Origin of the sequence: Stenotrophobium rhamnosiphilum (assembly GCF_003052265.1) — a bacterium.
In the GTDB taxonomy this organism is placed as follows: Bacteria; Pseudomonadota; Gammaproteobacteria; order Nevskiales; family Nevskiaceae; genus Stenotrophobium; species Stenotrophobium rhamnosiphilum.
In genome coordinates, this window is sequence record NZ_QANS01000004.1 from 97,155 (window position 1) to 115,057 (window position 17,903).

The 17,903-nt window shown below is 54.1% G+C and carries 20 protein-coding genes; 10 read left to right on the forward strand and 10 right to left on the reverse strand.

The window, feature by feature from the left end:
• Window positions 1–57: 57 nt before the first annotated feature.
• Window positions 58–528, forward strand: a complete 471-nt coding sequence (locus CJD38_RS11245; RefSeq protein WP_107940458.1) for a 2,4'-dihydroxyacetophenone dioxygenase family protein — start codon at window positions 58–60, stop codon at window positions 526–528.
• 28 nt (window positions 529–556) lie between these two features.
• Here the strand turns inward: CJD38_RS11245 and CJD38_RS11250 are convergent, their stop codons facing one another.
• Window positions 557–1,048, reverse strand: a complete 492-nt coding sequence (locus CJD38_RS11250; protein WP_107940459.1) for a winged helix-turn-helix transcriptional regulator — start codon at window positions 1,046–1,048, stop codon at window positions 557–559.
• Between the two features lie 138 nt (window positions 1,049–1,186).
• Here CJD38_RS11250 and CJD38_RS11255 point away from each other — a divergent pair, with 138 nt between their 5' ends.
• From CJD38_RS11255 to CJD38_RS11285, 7 genes are read left to right on the forward strand one after another with little or no spacing between them, the layout of a single operon-like run.
• Window positions 1,187–2,077 (forward strand): alpha/beta fold hydrolase, encoded by an 891-nt coding sequence (locus CJD38_RS11255; RefSeq protein WP_107940460.1) that lies wholly within the window; start codon window positions 1,187–1,189, stop codon window positions 2,075–2,077.
• A 2-nt stretch (window positions 2,078–2,079) separates the two neighbouring features.
• The gene (locus CJD38_RS11260; protein WP_107940461.1) at window positions 2,080–2,958 is read left to right on the forward strand and encodes a metal-dependent hydrolase; all 879 of its coding nucleotides are present in this window, start codon (window positions 2,080–2,082) and stop codon (window positions 2,956–2,958) included.
• Between the two features lie 36 nt (window positions 2,959–2,994).
• Window positions 2,995–3,963 (forward strand): enoyl-CoA hydratase/isomerase family protein, encoded by a 969-nt coding sequence (locus CJD38_RS11265; RefSeq protein WP_107940462.1) that lies wholly within the window; start codon window positions 2,995–2,997, stop codon window positions 3,961–3,963.
• Between the two features lie 16 nt (window positions 3,964–3,979).
• A complete protein-coding gene (locus CJD38_RS11270) occupies window positions 3,980–4,465 on the forward strand; it encodes a hotdog fold domain-containing protein (RefSeq protein WP_107940463.1) in 486 nt (161 codons plus the stop codon).
• A gap of 10 nt (window positions 4,466–4,475) precedes the next feature.
• Entirely contained in the window at window positions 4,476–5,246 is a 771-nt protein-coding gene (locus CJD38_RS11275; RefSeq protein ID WP_107940464.1) for an SDR family NAD(P)-dependent oxidoreductase, read from the forward strand.
• 11 nt (window positions 5,247–5,257) lie between these two features.
• Window positions 5,258–5,947, forward strand: a complete 690-nt coding sequence (locus tag CJD38_RS11280; protein ID WP_107940465.1) for a glutathione S-transferase family protein — start codon at window positions 5,258–5,260, stop codon at window positions 5,945–5,947.
• On the forward strand, window positions 5,944–6,729 hold the full coding sequence (locus tag CJD38_RS11285) for a crotonase/enoyl-CoA hydratase family protein (RefSeq protein WP_107940466.1): 786 nt from the start codon (window positions 5,944–5,946) through the stop codon (window positions 6,727–6,729). Before CJD38_RS11280 ends, CJD38_RS11285 begins: the two co-directional genes overlap by 4 nt.
• Window positions 6,730–6,806: 77 nt before the next feature.
• Here the strand turns inward: CJD38_RS11285 and CJD38_RS11290 are convergent, their stop codons facing one another.
• Window positions 6,807–7,013 carry a tautomerase family protein gene (locus CJD38_RS11290; protein WP_107940467.1) on the reverse strand — a complete coding sequence of 69 codons (207 nt, stop codon included), beginning with the start codon at window positions 7,011–7,013 and terminating at the stop codon, window positions 6,807–6,809.
• 50 nt (window positions 7,014–7,063) lie between these two features.
• Window positions 7,064–7,798: an SDR family NAD(P)-dependent oxidoreductase gene (locus tag CJD38_RS11295; protein WP_107940468.1), complete on the reverse strand. Its 735-nt coding sequence runs from the start codon at window positions 7,796–7,798 to the stop codon at window positions 7,064–7,066.
• 156 nt (window positions 7,799–7,954) lie between these two features.
• On the opposite strand from CJD38_RS11295, the gene CJD38_RS11300 reads away from it, so the two are divergent.
• On the forward strand, window positions 7,955–8,911 hold the full coding sequence (locus CJD38_RS11300; RefSeq protein ID WP_107940469.1) for a LysR family transcriptional regulator: 957 nt from the start codon (window positions 7,955–7,957) through the stop codon (window positions 8,909–8,911).
• Window positions 8,912–8,922: 11 nt separating this feature from the next.
• On the opposite strand, the gene CJD38_RS11305 is transcribed toward CJD38_RS11300, so the two are convergent.
• From CJD38_RS11305 to CJD38_RS11335, 7 genes are all read right to left on the reverse strand, one after another.
• Window positions 8,923–9,819: a LysR family transcriptional regulator gene (locus CJD38_RS11305; RefSeq protein ID WP_107940470.1), complete on the reverse strand. Its 897-nt coding sequence runs from the start codon at window positions 9,817–9,819 to the stop codon at window positions 8,923–8,925.
• 44 nt (window positions 9,820–9,863) lie between these two features.
• Window positions 9,864–10,217, reverse strand: coding sequence for a hypothetical protein (locus CJD38_RS11310; protein WP_107940471.1), 354 nt, complete (start codon window positions 10,215–10,217; stop codon window positions 9,864–9,866).
• Entirely contained in the window at window positions 10,217–10,681 is a 465-nt protein-coding gene (locus CJD38_RS11315; protein WP_107940472.1) for a nuclear transport factor 2 family protein, read from the reverse strand. Before CJD38_RS11315 ends, CJD38_RS11310 begins: the two co-directional genes overlap by 1 nt.
• 34 nt (window positions 10,682–10,715) lie before the next feature.
• Entirely contained in the window at window positions 10,716–12,788 is a 2,073-nt protein-coding gene (locus tag CJD38_RS11320) for a 2Fe-2S iron-sulfur cluster-binding protein (RefSeq protein ID WP_107940473.1), read from the reverse strand.
• Window positions 12,789–12,858: 70 nt separating this feature from the next.
• Window positions 12,859–13,470, reverse strand: a complete 612-nt coding sequence (locus tag CJD38_RS11325) for a glutathione S-transferase family protein (protein ID WP_107940474.1) — start codon at window positions 13,468–13,470, stop codon at window positions 12,859–12,861.
• Window positions 13,471–13,616: 146 nt separating this feature from the next.
• Window positions 13,617–13,937, reverse strand: a complete 321-nt coding sequence (locus CJD38_RS11330; protein ID WP_107940475.1) for a response regulator transcription factor — start codon at window positions 13,935–13,937, stop codon at window positions 13,617–13,619.
• A 17-nt stretch (window positions 13,938–13,954) separates the two neighbouring features.
• A complete protein-coding gene (locus CJD38_RS11335) occupies window positions 13,955–16,456 on the reverse strand; it encodes a TonB-dependent receptor (RefSeq protein ID WP_107940476.1) in 2,502 nt (833 codons plus the stop codon).
• 179 nt (window positions 16,457–16,635) lie between these two features.
• On the opposite strand from CJD38_RS11335, the gene CJD38_RS11340 reads away from it, so the two are divergent.
• Complete coding sequence (locus tag CJD38_RS11340) at window positions 16,636–17,901, forward strand: MFS transporter (RefSeq protein ID WP_107940477.1); 1,266 nt, start codon at window positions 16,636–16,638, stop codon at window positions 17,899–17,901.
• Window positions 17,902–17,903: the final 2 nt, after the last annotated feature.

Here is a 17,903-nt window from a genome sequence, read left to right on the forward strand (position 1 = left end):
AAACAGAAGTTCCTGCTATCGTTAGTTATAGCTAAATTCGCCGATGGGACTGAGCTAATGTTTTTCGAAAAGATCACGAGCGCGTTGATCGATGTGGAATCACTGCCTTGGGTGCCGGTCGCGCCATACAAGAACAAGGTTTTCGTCAAGGCGATCAAGGTGGATCCCATCCGTGGCGAATGGATCACGCTGCTCAAAACGACGGCCGATATTGAACTGCCACGCCACCATCATTCAGGTAGCGTGCATGTCTACACGATTAGCGGACAATGGAAATACAAAGAGCATGACTGGGTCGCCAAAGCTGGTAGCTTCGTTTTTGAAACAGCAGGTACGCAGCACACGCCGATTGGTGTTGGAACCGAAGAAGTCGTCACACTCAATATTGTGCAGGGCGATTGGAACATCATCGATGATGCAGGTCGCGTACTTGTGACCGAAAACTGGCGCACTGTGATGCAGCGCTACTTGGACTTCTGCAAGGCAAATAACATCACGCCCGTGGACATCTCCAGCTTCACTGCATGATTTTGTAATTGGTTTAGCTGATCCGCGGTTACTTCGTTTTTGCGTCGACAGTAAGACTGATGTCGCTAGGCAGACGCATGCGGTTTGCGATAGGGGTTATCTCACGCGGATTAATCGTCTCGCCACATTCTGAACACGAAACGGTCGGCGTGAATTTCTTGCCGCAGTTGCGATGCACATATTCAACGGGTGGTCCCTCAGTTCCCGCCAGCCACTTGTCGCCCCAAGCTACTAATGCGAGCTGCACTGAATACCAGTCGCGGCCCATTTCAGTGAGCAGATATTCGTAACGGGGCGGCTTCTCTTGATAGGGCACCTTGGCCAGCACACCGAGCTTCACCAGCTTGGCAAGACGACTGGCCAGAAGATGGCGAGTGATGCTGAGCTGCTGCTGAAAATCGTCGAAACGACGCGTGCGCAGGAACGCATTTCGCAGGATCAGGATGGTCCAGCGGTCACCCACAATGGCCAAGCTGCGTGCAATAGAGCAGGGCGTTTCGCCTAGGTTCTGCCATTTCATATTTCGTTACTCGTCAATATGTTGCGCATTTTGAGGCCATTATAGTTTGATAAGTTCTATTTTGGAACTTACTATACTTTGACATTACTCAATGGCACGGTTACGGCCGAGCCAAAACTTTCTGTAAGCGGACATTCAATGACAGCAACACAACTTGTGACCTCGGGCGATGTGCGCATCGCCGTCTACGCCTGGGGCAAGCGCCCGACCAAACAGCGACCGCGTCCGACGTTGGTGCTGGTCCACGGGTATCCGGACAGCGCAGAGATTTGGTCGGATACGGCTGAAGTACTTGCTGAACGTTTCTACGTCGTCGCTTACGACGTGCGCGGGGCAGGTCTCTCGACCGCACCACGCGGTGCCAAGGCATATGCTTTTGAACACCTGACTTCTGATCTTCGTGCAGTGATCGACGCCGTCAGCCCGCATCAACCGGTGCATCTGATTGGTTACGACTGGGGCGCGCTGCAGGGTTGGGATGCGCTGCTGTCGAATGAATTGGATGGCCGCATCGCTTCCTTCTCCGCTGGTGCGCCGAGTCTTGATCATGTCGGTCATTGGTTCCATGAACGCCTGCGCAAGCCGACGCCGCGCCATCTCAAAGAGTTCTTTGGCCGCGCCTTGGGCTCTTCTTACATGGCGATGTTTCAGATCCCGTTTATTCCTGAGCTGACTTGGAAATTTGGTTTGGGCCGCACGTGGTCTCGTGTGGTCTCAGCGCTAGAAGGCATTCCCGTAGCTGCGCGTCCCAGCCAGACAGCTGATGGCGTGAACGGACTCGGCCTTTATCGCGCCAATCTCGTGCAAGCGCTATTGCGCCCTCAGTCGCGCACGACAGATGTGCCGGTGCAATTGATCGTCATGCAAAACGATCCCTTCGTACCCACGAGCTTGTTCGAAGGCATGGAAACCACAGCGCCGAACCTGAGCCGCGTTGAGATTGCAGCGGGCCATTGGGGACTGCTGAGTCAGCCGCAGGCCTTAGCTGAAGGCATTTCAAATTTCGTTCTTTCTATTGAGGCCGCATAACCATGAAATCCACCATCATTCCTCGCAATGTGAAATTTGATTGGAGTCAGAGCGAGTTGCATTGGATTCGAGACGACGCCTTCAGCAGTCATTGGGCAAACGAGTTCAGCTATCTGTTGACGCAAGGTGAAAAGTTTTTCTGTCGTGTATTCCGCGAAGCTTTGCCTTTGGTTGAGGATCCGAAGCTGCGTGCTGATGTTGAAGCGTTCATCAAGCAGGAAGCCGTGCACAGCCGCGCGCATCATGATTCCATCGAGGGCTATCTCAAGCGCCTCGGCATTGACGGTGGAGATTTCGAGCGTCACAACGCAGTGCTGTTTGATCGCTTGCTTGCCAAAGATCCTGCCGGAATCAAGTTGCCGAAGTCGTTGCAACGCCAGTGGTTGGTCATGCGTGTCGGCATCGTTGCTGCGGTTGAACATTTCACCTCTGCCTTGGGCACATTCGTTCTCGAAGCCAAATGGGACGAGCACGGTGCAGACCCGGTCGTCGCTGATTTATTCCGCTGGCACGGCGCGGAAGAAATGGAGCACCGCAACGTGGCCTACGATCTCTACTGTTATCTCGGCGGCAAGTGGCCGCTGCGCACGCTGCTGATGGCTATGGTTTATCCGCTGATGATGGAACGCGCGACTAGCGGCATCGTCCAGTTGATGCGTCAGGACCCCATTTATTCCAAGGCTGATACCAAGCGCTTTAGCGCGAAATTCTGGAACCATTGGCATCGCAGTGCAGACAGGGGCAATACACCAAAAGTGCGCTGGTTTGGTTTGCACGCGCTGCGTTTCTTGCGTGCTGGCTACCACCCTGAATACGAAGCTTCCACCGAGCAGGCTTTGCGTTACATCGCATCGTCGCCCGCTGTGTTAGCCGCGGCCTGATTGTCCGCAAGCCTCAAGTAATAAACGGAACATTTTATGAAACTTAACTTTCAGCATCTTCAGACAGCACAACAGGAGCGCGTGCTCACTGTTGCGCTCAGCAATCCTCCATTCAATTTTTTAACCTCAGCAATGATGGCAGAGCTGGATCAACTGCTACGTGAGATTGAGAACGACACAGGCATTGGCGCAGTGATTCTGACTAGCGCCGTGCCTGACGTCTTTCTCACGCACTTTGATGTCGGCGAAATCAAGCAGATGGCAGCCGGTCTTGCTGCGCCGATTCCATCTAGCGTCACTCGTGTAGTCAGTCGTGCCGAAGCTGCGCTTGATCATGTGCCTGGCGTTCGAAAGCTGATTGAGCGCACGCCGATGGGCGGCGTCAGTGCGATGAATCTGTTTCATGAAGTCACTGCGCGCATGAAGGCGATGGACAAGGTTTTCATCGCCGCCATCAACGGGCGCGCAATGGGCGGTGGTTGCGAACTGACGCTGGCCTGCGATCTGCGCTTGATGGTCGATGGCAGTGTGGAAGGCGGGCAGGTGATCGGCCAACCTGAAATTTATATCGGTCTGATTCCGGGCGGTGGTGGCACGCAAATGCTGACGCGCATCTTGGGCGTGGCACGTGCTTTGGAGTTTTGCCTTGATGGCACGTTGCTATCTCCGCGAGAAGCTTACGAACTGGGCTTGATCAATCGCGTTGTGCCTGCTGACGAGTTGATGAGTGAAGCCATGATCTTGGCCGAACGCATGGCGCGTCGCTCGGCTGATGCTGTGCGCGCCATCAAGCGCTCGGTCTATCAAGCCGCGTCACAGAATATCGACGCAGGTATGGAAATCGAGAAGGCAGAGTTCATGTCTGTGGCAACGCAGAAAGATACTCGCTACGCAATGACAGCCTATGCCGATTACGTTGGCGATCTGATCGCCAGCGGCAAACAAATTGCCGTACAAGATTTTGAAAGCTGGCAGAACGGCACCGCCGTTAATTTCAACCGCTAATCATCGAGTAAGCCTTATGTCGAAATCAGTCACTCCTCCCGTGCTCAAGGCTTATCAGGCATTGAGTCGTCGTCCTCTTGGAAAATTTATTTTCTCTCGTGGGCTTTGTCTGAAAGCACCATATTTCTCATCTATCAAGCCACTGATTTCTGAGCTGCGTCCCGCTTACTGCGAAGTGCAGATGAGCAAGCGTCGAGCCGTACAAAACCACATCGGCACCGTCCACGCCATTGCCATGTGCAATATGGCTGAACTCTCGGGTGGCTTGATGACCGACGTGACCATTCCAACGACGCACCGCTGGATTCCAAAAGGCATGACGGTGGAATACCTGAAGAAGGCCAACACGAATCTGAAAGCGATTGCACAACCTGAAGCAACTCCTGATTGGTCAGTGGCGCAGGATTATTGGGTCAAGGTTGAAGTGCAGGATACCGCTGGCGAGATCGTGTTCCGTGCACGAATTGCCATGTGGGTGTCGCCGAAGAAATCGGCTGGTTAAGGAGTTTGCAATGGCCGACAAAAATAATGGTGCGACTTTGAAACCATGCGCCGTGGTTGTTGGCGCTGGTTCTCGGCAGGGAATTGGCGGTGCGCTCTGTGCTCGTTTTGCAGCGGCGGGTTTGCATGTCTATGCCACGGGCCGCAGTGCCGACAAGTTGGAGCCTCTGGCAACAGAAATCCGGACCAGCGGCGGCAGCGTTACCGCTGTCACTGCTGATGCGGCTAATCCGGCTGATGTCCAGACTTTATTCGATCGCATTACAGAAGCAGGACATGTTCCAGAGCTTGTGGTGTTTAACGCCTCTGAGCTCAACATGCCGACGAGTTTTGCTGCGACCACTCCGGAATTCGTCGAGAAAATGTGGCGAACCTGCTGTTTCGGTGGTTTCGTCGTAGGACATGAAGCGATTGAGCGCATGTTGCCGCAAAAGCGCGGGACGCTGATTTTTACTGGCGCTAGTGCTTCGCTTCGCGGTCGGCCCAAGTTTGGCGCATTCGCTGCGGCCAAGGCGGGATTGCGTATTCATGCGCAGGCTTTCGCGCGCGAATTCGGACCGGAAGGAATTCACGTTGCCCATGTCGTCGTCGACGGCATTGTGGGCGGTGACCGTGCAAACAAGTTTGGCTATGGCCTTGGCAAAGCATTCTTGTTTACCAAGGGAGAAGACGGCGCGCTTCATCCGGATGCCATTGCTGAATCGTATTGGCAACTCCATTGCCAGCATCGCTCTGCTTGGACGCATGAGTTGGATCTTCGTCCATATAAAGAAACTTTTTGAGATTGAAAAAAATGAGTGAAGCTATCGTTTTGCATCAATGGGAGATTTCTCCCTTCTGCCAGAAAGTCGCGCGTGTGCTCAAGCATAAGGGGCTGGCCTATGAGTCCATCAACTACAACGGCGTACTCGGGGCCAAAGTTGGTCGGCTAAGCAAAGTTGGCAAAGTGCCCGTGCTGGATATTGATGGGCATCGCATTCAAGACAGCACGCGCATCGCACGCTACCTCGATGAACACTATCCGGAATCACCGCTTTATCCACTTGATCCACAGCAGCGTGCGCAGGCTGAGCTATGGGAAGACTGGTCCGATGAATTGCTCTACTGGTTCGAAGTTTATTTTCGCTTAAAGGATCCAGTGGCGATTGATCAGGCCGTTCGCATCGCTTGCGAAGGTCGATCTGCAGTGGAGCGCCTGCCAATCAAGCTGACGCTCAAGGCTGGTTTGGGTTTGCAACTATTCAGCCAAGGGCTAGGGCGCATGCAGCGTGAAGATGTTGAATCTGATTTCCTGCGCCATCTCGATCGTATTGAAACGGTACTCGAAAATTCAGGTTGGCTGGTGGGTGAAGCAATATCGATTGCTGATATCGCGGTCGGCAGTCAGTTGATTGAAGTAGATCGCACCAGCGCACGTATGCGTCCTGAATTGCAAAATCGACCACGCCTTTCTGCGTGGATGGAAAAGGTCAAATCAATATGAGTAACAAAGTTATTACCGAGCGCCGTGGCCATCTGTTGCTGATTGGACTCAATCGCGCAGACAAGCTCAACGCTTTAGATCCTGAAATGATTACGCAGTTATCGAATGCGTATACGTTGCTGGATCGTGATCGTGAATTGCGCTGTGGTGTTCTTTGGGCCGATGGCCGCTACTTCACCAGCGGTTTGGATTTAGCCAAAGTTATCAAGGCTGCGCCAAGAGAAATCCTCACGCCAATGATTCCTCGCGGCGGCATTGATCCATGGGGAACCAATGGCAATGTTTGCCGAAAACCGATTGTGAGTGCAGTGGAAGGCCCGTGTTACACGGCTGGTATCGAGCTCTTGCTGAATGCCCAGATCACAGTGGCTTCTGACAATGCACGTTTCACGCAAGCCGAAATCTCGCGCGGCGTATTTCCTTTTGGCGGAGGAACGGTGCGTTGGCCGCTGGCTGTCGGCACGCAGAATGCCTATTTGCACTTGTTGATGGCCGATGAGTTTGACGCCGATGAGGCGTATCGCATTGGGCTTGTGCAAAAACGAGTGAAGCCAGGCGAAGCCTTGAATGCGGCGATTGCCATTGCAGAGCGCATTTCCCAACAGGCTCCACTCGGTGTGCAGGCAACGTTGCAATCCGTGCGCCACATGCAAACACACGGCGCGCAATCCGCGCTATCGAAATTGAAAATGAAGTTTGTACGGCTGCTGTTGAGTAAAGACGCTCGGCGCGGCGTTGAGGCATTCAAGGCGCGGCGTACAGCAACATTCGAAGGGAATTAAATGAACAAAATTAAGTGACCTGACCGTTTCTGCTAACGCAGACGCGGTCAGGTCACTCGATGCTACTGACATCCGATTCAACCGGCCTGACGCTTCCGAATGACGGTGGTTGTTTCGCCGCCGAAGCCCCAGTTATCCGTGTCGATTTCTTCAATGACGATGTGAGTCTGTTTTGGCACTTTATTCAGCACGCGCTGGAGCGTGTCGGTGATCTCCTTGATGACTTGAGCCTTCTGTTCTCTGGTGGCTCCATCTTTGGTGATGAGTACGTTGACGAATGGCATGGTGATTCTCCGGTTGTGAAGCTTGGGAAAAGGTTTGATGGTGGTGAGACTTACTTGCCGGCTGCAGATCCGCCGTCTACGGGCAGAACCACGCCGGTTACAAAATCAGCCGAGGCCAGATACAACACGGCATCTGCGATTTCGCTGACCTTCGCGATGCGGCCGAGCGGGGCAAGGCCATTCAAGAAGCCATGCGTCTCGGCAGGGTGCATCGGTGTATCGACGATGCCAGGAGCAACCGCGTTGACGGTGATGCCGTGCGGCGCGAGTTCGAGTGCCATCGCACGCGTGGCTTGATTGACGCCGCCTTTGGCGAGCACAGCCATCAGTGCCGGAACATTGCTGACCGGTTGTATCGCGAGCGAGGCCGTGATGTTGATGATGTGGCCTTGCTTGCGAGCCATCATGTGCTTGGCCGCTTGCTGAGACATAAAGACGACGCTCTTCAAATTGGTCGCCAGCTGTTCTTCAACTTCTTCTGGCGTGAAGTCAGTAAATGGCTTGGCCGCAAAGATGCCCGCGTTATTCACCAGCACATCAACTTGGCCGAATTTCTCGATCGCCGTGTTGAACAATTCGCTGGCCGTATTGGCTGAGCTCACATCGCCTGCCACGCCAACAAAGCGTGAGCCTGCATCGAGCTTGGCGGCCGCAGCCTGCAAGCGTTCGTTTGAGCGCGCACCGCCGACGACGTTATAGCCCTTGGCCAGAAATGCTTCGGCCAGGCCATAGCCAATGCCACTCGAAGCACCCGTGATTACCGCTGTTTTGTTCGTGTTGCTCATGTCAGCACCTCATCAGTAATTGGATAAATGACGACAGAGGTTGCGTTGGTCGCTGCTGTCCTCTGCTCACGGGGCCTACTTTATTGATGCTAATGGCAGTGATAAACGGGGGTTGATACACTTATCTTGATACTTCATGTAACAAATGGATTCGCGATGAAAAGGCACTTCGACGACATTCTTCTGGGCAGCATTGAGCTGTTCTGTCTGGCAGCCGAGTCCGGCAGCTTCACCGCCGCGGCGCTGACATCAGGCGTTACCCCGGCGGCAGTCAGTCGTTCTATTTCCCGATTGGAGAAGCGGCTGGGGGTGCGACTGTTCGTGAGATCAACCCGAAGCATTCGCCTGACCGAAGGCGGCAAAGCCTATTTCGAACAATGTCGTCAGGCGTTAACGCAATTGGTCGATGCCGAACGCAAGGTGACCGGCGAGCAGGTTCAGCCTTCAGGCACGTTGCGTATCAGTGTGCCTACAACGTATGGACATCACCGACTGCTACCGATACTCCCAGCTTTTCGTGCGAGTTATCCGCTGATCAAAGTCGAAGTTCACATCAGCAATCGCAATATTGGTTTTCGGGAAGAAGATTTTGATCTGGCGGTTCGTGTGAGAGCGCAGCCGGATTCATCGATGATCACGCGGCTATTAGAAGATGCAGCGCTCGTTGTCGTTGCTGCTCCGCAGTATCTAAAACGTGCCGGCATTCCGCGCACGCTGGATGATCTGGCCAAACATGAGTGCATCCAGTTTGATCTGCCAAGTAGTGGCAGACAGATTCCGTGGATATTCAAGGACGGTGGCAAGGACCGTGAGATTTCTACGGTAGGCAATTACTCCTGCTCAGAAGATGTACTTGGAGGAGTGACACTTGCGAAGAATGGTGCCGGCTTATTTCAGACCTACCGCTTCGGCGTCGAAAAAGACTTGGCGGATGGAAGTCTTGTTGAAGTATTGAATCCCTTCAGCGGTTCATCACGTCCATTTAGTTTGCTGTACCCACATGGACGACATCTACCATCGCGCGTGCGTGTCTTCATCGATTTTCTGATTGAGCAGGCGCAGGTTTGGCAAGCTGCGACAATAAAGCCGAAGCGGAGCTCAAAGCGTAAGTGAGCACTCGTTACTTAGTTGATCAGTGGATTAGCGCGCAGTTTAGCCACTGCAAAATCAACGAATGAGCGTACCTTGGCCGCAGCATTGCGGCCTTCGGAATGTACGACGTGGACTGGCAATGGACTTTCTTCAAAGTCTGACAGCACAGTTTGCAATCGCCCCGCAGCAAGCAGCGGCGCAACTTGATACGAGAGCACACGCGTCAGTCCCCAACCATCAAGTGCAGTAGAGATCGCTGCTTCGTTGGTATTGCAGAATAGTTGCGGGTTCACGCTGACGGCGATGTCTGATTCGCGACCGAAGCGCCACTCCAACGAATTCCACGCACTGGTAACGGCGACCAATGAATGATTTGCGAGATCCGCTGGATGGCTCGGCACGCCGTGTTTGGCAAAATAATCATGCGATCCACAGATCACACGACGTACAGAGCCGACGCCAATCGCACTGAGGCCGGAGTCTGGAAGATGTCCGATGCGAATCGCAGCGTCGATGCCTTCATCGACAATGTTGGTGATGCGATCAAAGAACAAGGCGCGGCCAGTTACTGCGGGATTGTTCTTCAAGTATTCAGTGAGCAGCGGCATCACATACATCTGACCGAATAACACCGGGGCGGTGACGGTGAGTGTGCCACTGGGGCGAGCAAAAGCACCGGCAGCAGCGGCCTCAGCTTCTTCGATATCAGCGAGGATGCGGCGGCAGTCCAACAGGTAGCGGCTTCCAGCGTCGGTGAGTTTCACCGCGCGCGTGGTGCGGATAAACAGTCGTGCGCCAATCGTTTCTTCAAGCGCAGCAATCGCGCGAGTGACAGCAGGTGCACTCATATTCAATTGTCGTGCGGCTTCGGCGAAGCCGCCACCATCGGCAACCCGTAGAAAAACCTTCATCGCATGCCAACGATCCATGAGACTCCCGAACTGACTACAAAAAACTTGCAGACAGCTGCAGATTAAGCGATCACTTCAGGAATTTCGAGGCGGGGCGCAAAGTCATGGCTGAATTGCTCGATAGCCGCTATCAAGTCTGCTGACATGCCAAATTGTTCGGCTTTGGCGCGGTGAAGCTTTATATCGGCTGCACTCTTTTGCAGCGCTAGGGCCAAGCTCAATGCAGTCGCATCCCGCACATCAAAACTACGGCCTTGTCGCGAAGCCTCGATCTCGCCTGTCGTTAACCCAAGTGCTCGTGCTTCAGCAGTGAGTGAACCTTGAAGGTGCGGGCATTTACAACGGGCACTCAAACCAAGTGCCAGTTGTGCTGCGAGTCGAGGACTCAAGGCGCTCTGCTGGTACTGCGTGCTCACTAGAAGCCGAGCTCGCTCAAGCTGGGCGCGTCGTCAGGCCGACGCCCTAAAGGCCAGCGGAGTTTGCGATCAGCCTCGGCTATCGGATGTTCATTAATACTCGCGTGGCGATAGCGCATCAGACCATCGTCATCAAACTGCCAGTTCTCATTGCCGTAGGCGCGAAACCACTGGCCACTGTCGTCATGAAACTCGTAAGCAAAACGCACGGCAATGCGGTTATCGCTGAAGGCCCAAAGCTCTTTTACCAATCGATAGTCCAACTCGCGCGTCCACTTGCGTGTGAGCAAGCCAGCAATGGCTTCACGACCCGTGACGAATTCGGCGCGATTTCGCCAGCGGCTATCAACGGTATACGCGAGCGATACCTTGTCTGGGTCGCGAGTATTCCAGCCGTCTTCGGCAAGACGCACTTTCTGGATTGCAGTGGCTTCTGTGAATGGAGGGAGGGGTGGGCGAGACATGGTGCGTTCTCCGGTGCAAATTAATAAACGTGATTCAAAGATCTAAATGTAAGCGCAGCGCTGCGCTGTTTGCAGCAGCTGCTGGGACAGAGCAACAGATCAAGGCTTGATCTGCAGAAACCTTGAAGCTCGGTAATTGAGTGTAGGCGACTGCACCTTCAACAATTCGTGTCGCACAACTGCCGCAACTGCCGCCGCGGCAAGAGAATGGTGCGTCTACGCCGCGAGCTTCAGCGAGTTCTAACAGAGAGCCGGTGTCGGGTGTCCAGCGTGCTTCTTTGCCGGAGCTAAGGAATGCGACGGCCACTGGCTCGGTCGATGGCGGTGGGCCGGGAATGGGGGCAGCAGTAGAGCGCGTTGTACGCGTAAGTGAAGCAGGACCAAACGCTTCAGCATGAATACGCTCGTCGTCAATATTCAGTTGGCGCAAACCGTCGTAGCTCGCCTGCATGAAACCTGTTGGACCGCAGATGAAGAAATCATAATCATCGAAGGGCAATATCTCGCGCAGCATCTGCACATCAAAGCGGCCGACGATGTCGTAATCCTCGTGCTCAATCGCGCCATCAGTATTCGATAGCAAACGCACAACTTGCACTGCGTCTTTTGCTTCAGCGACGAGTGCTTCAATCTCGGTGTCGAAAGCGCGCTCGGCTTTGGTCTTAGCGGAATAGAACAACCAAGTCGGTCGTGTGCGGCGCAGGCGAAAACCTTCGTAAATGAGATAGCGCAGCATCGCAATCATTGGCGTCACGCCGATACCGGCCGCAAGCAACACCACGGGCCTGCGATCTGCGGCGTTGATCGTAAAGTTGCCAGCAGGCGCGCGAGCTTCGATGAGATCACCAACAGCAAGGCTATGCAGATAGTTTGAAGCGACGCCTTCTTTCTTCACGCTCAAGCGATACGCATCGTCAGATGGCGCGCTCGACAAAGTGTAGGTGCGTAATACAGGCGCGCTCATGCCGGGCAGGGTGAGCCGGATCGGTAGATGCTGGCCTGGCTGCTGTGGAATCAATCCGAGATTGTCGACGGGCTCCAATGTGATGGAGCGAACAAGGCTGCTTTCGTCTACGAGTTTGCTCACGCGCAAGGGACGCCAAGCCTTGGCCAATGCAAGTGCTTTGCTATGGCGATCGGAATCTTCCCAGCTGCCCGTCATTAATGAGTTAGGCGACCAGCCGTCAGGCTGAAACTCAAGACGCAGCGGCAAGCCTGCGGGCCGGTGAATGATTTGTTGAGGCGTGAAACGCCAGAGACGCTCGGCACCTTGAAACGTCGCGATCTCCGGTGAGTCGAGCAAGATCTCAACGGTGCCCGTGAGTTGTAAAAGGTCGCCGCTCGCAAAATCAATAAACACCAGACCGGCTTTCGGATTCAGCTGAAAATTACCGAGCGTGTTGAAGAACAGATTGCCCGGGAAATCGGGAATCGTAAGAACACCGTCATCGCCGACGCGGACAAAGCCTGACTTACCACCGCGATGCGAGACATCAACCTGTCGGCCACTGACTTCATGATCGACATACGAGGCGACGAAGAAGGTGTCGGCCTGCTCGATGATTGCGCGACCACGAGCGTCGAGCGTCGTCATTGTTGTGTTTGGCGACTTACTTGGCACTGACGGATCGCGAGTGAACGCGGGTGCGCGCAGTTGGATGTATTGCGGGCAGTTGCCGTAGCTCTGCATCACAGCGATGTCGAAGCCATCGTTGGCGCTGCGGTGGATTGCGCCATTGAGACGATTGCGACGGCGATTAGTTGGATCAATGCCGAGCAAGCCAATGCCATCGCCTTCTTCCATGCCGCGCTCTGCGGGATCGCTGAAATCGCGAGTGACGGCAACACGCAGCGTCTTCATATCAGCTGCGTGCAGAAAACCGGGTTTGCCAGCGCGCAACGTTGCCCAAGGTCGGCCTTCTGGATCGACAGCGCCCAGAACGACGAAAGGTAATAGCGGATAGAACTCGCGATGCTGTTCGATCAAGTGATCGCGGATCACGCGCTTGCCGATACTGTCCATCCGTTCGCTGACACCAACGCTGCGTTGGATCGCTTTTTCACCTTCGTGCCAAGGTGATGGTGGTGTCGAGTTGATTGATTCCATGTGCGTCTCCGAGATTTAACTTTGGGGATGCAATGCATCCCCAATCGTTAACGGAAGCTGTTCAATGTGCTTAAGCGCCGAGGCCAACTGCCGTTTTCTTGAACGGCACAAAACCTGGCAGCTTCTCGACACGACTCAGCCATGCGCGGACGTTGGCATATTCCGAGATATCGACGTTTCCTTCATTAGCGCTGGCGATGTAGCTGTAAAGCGCAACATCAGCAATGGTTGGCTTGGAACTGGCGATCCAGTGGCGATCGGCAAGTTCTTCGTTAATCACTTTGAGCACGGCGTGGGCGCGGGCGATCACTTCTTCAGCGTTGAATTTCGCGCCGAATACAGTAATGAGGCGGGCAGCGGCAGGGCCATAAGCAATCTGGCCGGTGGCGACGGATAGCCAGCGCTGCACAGCGGCAGCTTCGGCCGGAGATTCTGGCAGCCAGTCAGTCTTGCCAAACTTCTTCGCGGCGTAAACCAGAATTGCGATGGAGTCAGCAATCGCCGTTTCCCCATCGATCAGCACTGGGACCTGACCAAAGCGATTCAGCTTCAGAAACTCAGGCGCCTTGTGGGTCCCTTTGGAAAGGTCGACTTCGACCAGCTCGACCGGCTGGCCGATCAGCGAGAAGAACAACACGGCGCGGTGAGAGTGGCCGGACAGCGGGTGGACGTACAGTTTCATGGTGAATTCTCCGTGGCGATTGGTGCCCCGGAAACAATCCGGCTGGCGAGACAAAGCTTAGGGAGCAACTCACTTCTAGAGAATCACCGCTGTGCGCAACACACTATGTCGCGCAGTGAACGTAGTCCTCCGGATGGAGCGATGGACTAGCTAATGATGCGGTGCTCTCTGGCCTTGGCCAGTGCTTCTTCACGGGAAGTGGCATCCAGCTTCCAATACATGTTTCGAACATGCCATTTCACGGTTCCGGGCGAGATGGCTAATTTGCGGGCGACGCCTTTAATCGATAGCCCGGTTCCTTGTAGTTCGAGAATTTCTGTTTCGCGAGGAGTTAAAGATTTCACGCATAGCGGAAATATGGTTGGATTTTTGGTGGCCTGTGCGGTCAGCGACTTCTGCGGTGTAGAAACGACAAAAGAGTTGAGTTGAGCTGCCGTGCTCATATGATCTTGTGTGCTGGTTAGCATAAGTTTCTCTCGTGATATCAGAACGAACCGCTAAGGCGAAGAATCACAGTGCGTGGCTGCGTGTAACCACCGTCGGTGCTGCTTCCCTGTGGGATGCGTGTCGTGAGTCCACGTTTGTCGAGCAGGTTGTTAACCGTCAGATTAAATTCTGGAATCCATGTGTGGGCCGTCGAGAGAATTCCGATCTGTGCGTCCAGCAGTTGATAATTGAAGATCGGTTTCTGATTGTTGAGATCGTTGGCCGCCGTGCCCATATAGGTGTGCGTCACCGATGTCGTGATCGTCCATTCGTCCAAGCTCAGTGGATACGAAATCGATGTTGCGGTTTGCCATTTTGGTGCGTAGGGCCAAGGGGAGCCGGGCGCAGCAACATTTCCGGAGCCTGTCTGGAATGGTTCTGTTGTCACTGTTTTCGCATAGGCAACACTTGAAGTCAGCATGACTTCAAATGGCGTAATCCACCGAAGTGAAAAATCGAGGCCCGTGCTTTTCACTGCGCCGACGTTGTCGAGGTATTGCAGGCTCGTAGTGCTGTCGGCTTGGAAGACTTGCGGATCCTGCCAGTCGATGTAGAAGGCCGTTAGATCGGTGCTCAGTGTGTTGTCCAGCCACTCTGCACGGACACCTGCTTCGTAACTCCAGATGATGTCGGATTTAAATGCGGCAGGCGCTTGCGTAGCGGAAATCGGCAAAGTGATGCCGGGCTGTAGACCTCCCACGCGATAGCCTTTCGAGACCGTTGCGTAGGACATTGTGTCGTCGCTTATGTGCCACGTCAGTGAGGCCTTGGGGTTGAAAGCTTGTTCCTGCACGCCACCTGTCTTGTAAGACTTGGGGCTCATGTTCAATGCGGTGAAAATCAAGCCAGTCTGTGTGCTGGTGCCGAATGAACGCGTTCGGTAGAGGCGTCCTCCCAACGTGAGCTCCCAAGATTCTCCCAGCTTGCGAGTGACTTCTCCGAAGAGTGCGAGTTCTTGAACGGTGACATCAGGGGCTAGGCCCAGAAGACTGACGTTTCCATCGGCGTTGATTATTCCGCTAGCGCCTAGGGCGTTTAGCAGTGTTTGGATCAACTGATTATTGAGCTCGGGTGGGATCAAGGCGTTTCCGGCCTGAAGATCAACAATCGTATTCAAGTGCTGGCGCGAGCCAAAGACGCCACCAATCCAGCGCCACGCGCTGTCACTATCAGTCGGTGACACAAGGCGTAGTTCCTGACTATACGTATTGGAGACGCCACCACCGCCGATACCTAGAAGCGCTACAGAGGTATTCGGAATAGCGTTGCGTGAGTTCTCGTAGAAATGTACGGAGTCTTTATGCACAAAAGCTGACTCTGAAACGAGCTGCGCCCAGTCTATCGTATGAGAGACCGTCAATCCTGCCATCTTGTAGTTATCGTCTTGCGGACTACGGCGCGGGCGATTGTTACTAGATAGATTGCCGTTGACGCCATCGGTGAGGGCGATGTCATAGATGGATGTGTTCTGCATGGCGCCAGTCAAAGCGACGCTCCAATCTTCATTGGGCTGCCAGTTCGCCATGACGCGCGCACCGCGCTGCTTCAGGCGATTTGCATCCTTGATGTTGAGCTGCAAGTTGTCGATGTATCCAGGCGATTTTCGATCAAATGCAGTCAATCGAATCGCAGCTGTTTCGCCTACCGGAACATTTACTGCGGCGCCGAAGATGGGCTCAGCGCCACCCTGTGAAACACTAACGTATTGCGCAAAATATTTTGTCGAGAATACGCCGAGGGCCGCTGGCTCTGGCACATAACGAATCGCGCCATTGAGTGCAGAGGCGCCGAACAATGTTCCTTGTGGACCCTTCAGAACTTCAATGCTGCGGAGGTCGAAGAGCTGCTGATCCAGGGCAACCACTGGGACATATTGATCGGCAAACGAGACGTTGCCGAACAGGATGCCGGTGGTGGAGCTCGTGCTGTTTACTGAAGCGATACCGCGAACGGTGATACGCGTATAGCCGTTTTCAGAAGCGATGTTGACGCCGGGTACTTTTTTGACGACGTCATCGATGCCTTGCGCGCCACTTTTCTCAAGCTCGCCGCCACTCAGCGCCGTAATGCTCTGCGGAATATCGCGCAGTGATTCTTCGCGCTTGGTTGCGGTGACAACGATCTCTTCCAGCTGTGGGCTCGTGCGTGCAGCTTTTATCGGCTCTGGATCGTTCGGACGTTTCTTAGCTAAAGGAATCGTTTCGAGTTCTGTAGCTGTTGATGCTTCAGCAGGTGCTGACTCAGGTGCTGACCCAAGTGTGGGATCAGGTGTCGATTCAGCAGGAGCCGAAGTTTGCGCCTGTGGCTGTGCATCACTAGCGGCAGGCGACTCTGTGCTGGGTGACACGAGCAGTTCATCGAGCTCTGAAATTGACCCGTCATTCGTTGCGGGAGCAGGTGTTGTTGCCGCTTCCTGCGCAAAAGTTGCAGTGCAATTTAATGCTGCAACCAGACTTACCGCTGCAAACAATCCTTTGGGGCAGGGGCCTTTAATCATCATCTCAACGCTCCTCGTACAACTTCATTTTTTAGTAAATAAGTTAAGTCGAAGTACCGTTTCTATTGAACAGTTGCATTCGTCCTAATACATTGTCAGTATGTCCTAACATAACCATATGTCCTGACAAAGTCCAGTGACCGACTTCCACATAGATGGTTGAGGTTTGCGAGGGAGTGAAGATGATTCGAACTGATGAGAGTAATCAGACCGCCGGCGTGTCCCGTCCGGTGAGCCTCGCGCGCCTGCTGGGTTTTTTGTTGCTGCCCACCGCTGCGTTAATGGCTGGTTTTAATGGCATTCAGCAGGTTTTTGTTCCGGGGCAAGTTGAAGCGATGGACCCCAGCAGCAAGGTTGCGAGTCTCGCGATCTTGACCGCGTTCGCAGCCATCGGCTCGATGATTGGCATTCCTATGGGCGGCGCTCTGTCTGATCGCACACGCTCACGCTTCGGTAAACGCACGCCTTGGATTTTGGGGCTGACGATTATTTCTGCTGCGCTGATGATCGCGATGGGCGCGAGTAACAATCTGGTGATGTTCGGCATCATCTATACGCTGCTGTGGCTGGCGGCGAATATGTATCAAGGTGCGCTGGTTGCGATTCTGCCGGACCGCGTGCCTGAAGATCGTCGCGGTGTCGCCTCTGCAATTCTCGGCCTTGGCCCGCCAATTGGCGCGATGATCGGCGTTAATGTTGCCAGTCACGTTGGCCCAGCGTGGGGCTATACCTTTCTTGCGCTGGGATTAATTGTGACCTGCGTCATGCTGGTATTCGGTGCGCCAGAAGCATCGTCGCTGACGCCAGTAAAAATTGTTGAAACGCCTAGAGAAAAGGGCGCTGGCATCGCTGGTTTCTTTGAGGCTTTTCGGGAGCCTGATTTTACTCACGCCTTCATCAGCCGCTTCATGTTGTTCATGGCTTACTTTACGGTCAGCGGCTACCTTTTTTATACGCTGAGCGATTACATCGGCATCAAGCAGATTCCGGATGGCAATGTACCTGTCGCCGTCAGCACACTGGTAACAATCACCGTCGGCGTTTGGGTCGTCATTGCAACTTTCTGCGGTTGGCTCGCAGACAAATTGGATCGCCGTAAATTATTCGTTGGCATCTCGGCAGTGGGCCTCGCCGCCACCATGGTCGTGCCAGTGATCATGCCAACATGGAATGGCATGGTGATCTATTCGATCTTGTCAGGTGCGTTCATCGGCACTTATTTCGCGGTTGATCTTGCAGTGATGTCGCTAGTGCTGCCGCATAAGGAGCATGAAGGGCGTGACCTTGGCATTCTGACTGTTGCGACGGGTCTTCCACAGATCATGTCTTCTGTCGTTGCCGGTGGCTTGATCACCTACGCTGGTGGCTATCCTGCGCTGTACCTGTTTGGCGCGTTTTGTGCGCTGGTTGCAGGCGTCGTTGTTTTCTTGATTAAGAAGGTTCGTTAAGC

Excerpts from the sequence above, each read along its gene's own strand:
- CJD38_RS11335 (WP_107940476.1), bottom strand. The coding sequence starts at position 16,456 with ATGATGATTAAAGGCCCCTGCCCCAAAGGATTGTTTGCAGCGGTAAGT.
- CJD38_RS11315 (WP_107940472.1), bottom strand. The coding sequence starts at position 10,681 with ATGTCTCGCCCACCCCTCCCTCCATTCACAGAAGCCACTGCAATCCAG.
- CJD38_RS11320 (WP_107940473.1), bottom strand. The coding sequence starts at position 12,788 with ATGGAATCAATCAACTCGACACCACCATCACCTTGGCACGAAGGTGAA.
- CJD38_RS11260 (WP_107940461.1), top strand. The coding sequence starts at position 2,080 with ATGAAATCCACCATCATTCCTCGCAATGTGAAATTTGATTGGAGTCAG.
- CJD38_RS11290 (WP_107940467.1), bottom strand. The coding sequence starts at position 7,013 with ATGCCATTCGTCAACGTACTCATCACCAAAGATGGAGCCACCAGAGAA.
- CJD38_RS11325 (WP_107940474.1), bottom strand. The coding sequence starts at position 13,470 with ATGAAACTGTACGTCCACCCGCTGTCCGGCCACTCTCACCGCGCCGTG.
- CJD38_RS11285 (WP_107940466.1), top strand. The coding sequence starts at position 5,944 with ATGAGTAACAAAGTTATTACCGAGCGCCGTGGCCATCTGTTGCTGATT.
- CJD38_RS11295 (WP_107940468.1), bottom strand. The coding sequence starts at position 7,798 with ATGAGCAACACGAACAAAACAGCGGTAATCACGGGTGCTTCGAGTGGC.
- CJD38_RS11330 (WP_107940475.1), bottom strand. The coding sequence starts at position 13,937 with ATGCTAACCAGCACACAAGATCATATGAGCACGGCAGCTCAACTCAAC.
- CJD38_RS11245 (WP_107940458.1), top strand. The coding sequence starts at position 58 with ATGTTTTTCGAAAAGATCACGAGCGCGTTGATCGATGTGGAATCACTG.
- CJD38_RS11270 (WP_107940463.1), top strand. The coding sequence starts at position 3,980 with ATGTCGAAATCAGTCACTCCTCCCGTGCTCAAGGCTTATCAGGCATTG.
- CJD38_RS11275 (WP_107940464.1), top strand. The coding sequence starts at position 4,476 with ATGGCCGACAAAAATAATGGTGCGACTTTGAAACCATGCGCCGTGGTT.
- CJD38_RS11340 (WP_107940477.1), top strand. The coding sequence starts at position 16,636 with ATGATTCGAACTGATGAGAGTAATCAGACCGCCGGCGTGTCCCGTCCG.
- CJD38_RS11300 (WP_107940469.1), top strand. The coding sequence starts at position 7,955 with ATGAAAAGGCACTTCGACGACATTCTTCTGGGCAGCATTGAGCTGTTC.
- CJD38_RS11250 (WP_107940459.1), bottom strand. The coding sequence starts at position 1,048 with ATGAAATGGCAGAACCTAGGCGAAACGCCCTGCTCTATTGCACGCAGC.
- CJD38_RS11305 (WP_107940470.1), bottom strand. The coding sequence starts at position 9,819 with ATGGATCGTTGGCATGCGATGAAGGTTTTTCTACGGGTTGCCGATGGT.
- CJD38_RS11265 (WP_107940462.1), top strand. The coding sequence starts at position 2,995 with ATGAAACTTAACTTTCAGCATCTTCAGACAGCACAACAGGAGCGCGTG.
- CJD38_RS11280 (WP_107940465.1), top strand. The coding sequence starts at position 5,258 with ATGAGTGAAGCTATCGTTTTGCATCAATGGGAGATTTCTCCCTTCTGC.
- CJD38_RS11255 (WP_107940460.1), top strand. The coding sequence starts at position 1,187 with ATGACAGCAACACAACTTGTGACCTCGGGCGATGTGCGCATCGCCGTC.